The sequence below is a fragment of the Natrinema soli genome, from assembly GCF_028618695.1.
On the sequence record NZ_JAQIVI010000814.1, the window covers coordinates 1 to 1,418 of the forward strand.

The following is a 1,418-nucleotide window of genomic DNA, read 5'->3' on the forward strand; positions in this document are numbered from 1 at the left end:
GATCGACGCCGTCGAGCCGGGCGTCACCGCCGGGTCGATCGACCGCGCCGCCCGATCGGTTATCGAAGAAGCCGGCTACGGCGACGCCTTCGTCCATCGGACCGGCCACGGGGTCGGCCTCGAGGTGCACGAACCGCCCTACATCGCGGCGGGCAACGACCGCGAACTCGAGCCGGGAATGGTCTTCAGCGTCGAACCGGGGATCTACCTCGAGGGCGAGTTCGGCGTCAGAATCGAGGACCTCGTCGCGGTGACCGAGGACGGTGCCGAGCGGTTGAACGAGACGCCGCGCGGCTGGGAATCCGGTCGGTGACTCGAGCAGCGATCAGCCATCTTCACGGCGGTGAGCGAGCAGACCGAGTTTCCGGTGAAATTCCGACTGTCGACGAGTGGAACCCTCGAGTCGGGCAGTCGTTCACCGATCCGAACACAGCGTCGGCTACGATGCTGGATCCGTCCGTCGAGAACCGCAACGCGAATCGCTATTTGATACGTCGTTAGTAGGTGAACGCACCGTTAATAGTAGTACAGTTCGAGTTCGTGACCGCAGTTCCGGCACCGAGTTTCCTTTCCGAGGAGGCGGTTGGAATCGTTCTCCGAGTGGATTCCCGGGCCCGGTGGGATGGACGCGACAATCGTCGCATCACACGCTGGACAACCGATGTCCATAGCTGCGTGGCCTGTTCGAGACATACCTTGGATGTATTCGATAATCCCCGATAGTTATCGTAACCATACGGAATTTCCAGTCTCCGGTCCGGATCGATCGATTACGGTACGAACGAATTTACGGGTCGAAACGCAGTCCCCACGAGAACTGTTTTCGGCACTCGATCGGCTCTCACCGTCGCTCCATCCGAAAGCCGTGGTTTCCACGCTGAAATCGACCGACACCCGGGAGCGGTTGTAGTGAGCGGCGGGAGCGGTTATAGCGCGCGACTCCGCCTCGAGCGACTCGAACCGGGGAGTGAACTGATCGCAGACCGTGTCGGCGCTCGAACCGGCTCACACCGTATAGGTCAGGTCATCGAAGTCGAAAAACGCCGTCTCGTAGCCATCGTGACGGGACACTTGCGGCGGCGAGTCGACCGAGACCGTCACGCGATCGCCCGGCGCGAGATCGTCGATCGCGACCCCGTAGTGGTGGCCGATCTCGTGATCGAGCGCTTCCGCGAGTTCGTCCTGTCGGACCGAGCCGTCGCCCTCGACGGCCGCTGACAGGGTCGTAAACGGGAGGACGATGTCGTTGTACGGCGTTCTAGGACTGACCGCAAGATAGGAACTCCCGTCGGTGAACCGATCGGCGTCGGAGACGAGCGCGGCGAACGCCGCGTCGCCGCTGCGCTGGGACTCGAAGACCTCGCCGGGAAGGTCCTCGATCGGCACGCCCCGTCCCATCGGCGGTTGTCCGCCGTGCC

Annotated in this window: 2 protein-coding genes; one reads left to right on the forward strand and one right to left on the reverse strand. The window is 62.9% G+C overall.

Annotated features, from left to right (window positions below):
- Window positions 1-313: M24 family metallopeptidase (locus PGX04_RS33175; RefSeq protein ID WP_273742365.1), on the forward strand; the 313-nt coding region annotated here is incomplete at its 5' end.
- A 692-nt stretch (window positions 314-1,005) separates the two neighbouring features.
- Here PGX04_RS33175 and PGX04_RS33180 read toward each other — a convergent pair.
- Window positions 1,006-1,418, reverse strand: a 413-nt coding sequence (locus PGX04_RS33180; protein ID WP_425498477.1) for a DUF7350 domain-containing protein, incomplete at its 5' end; no start/stop codon positions are given.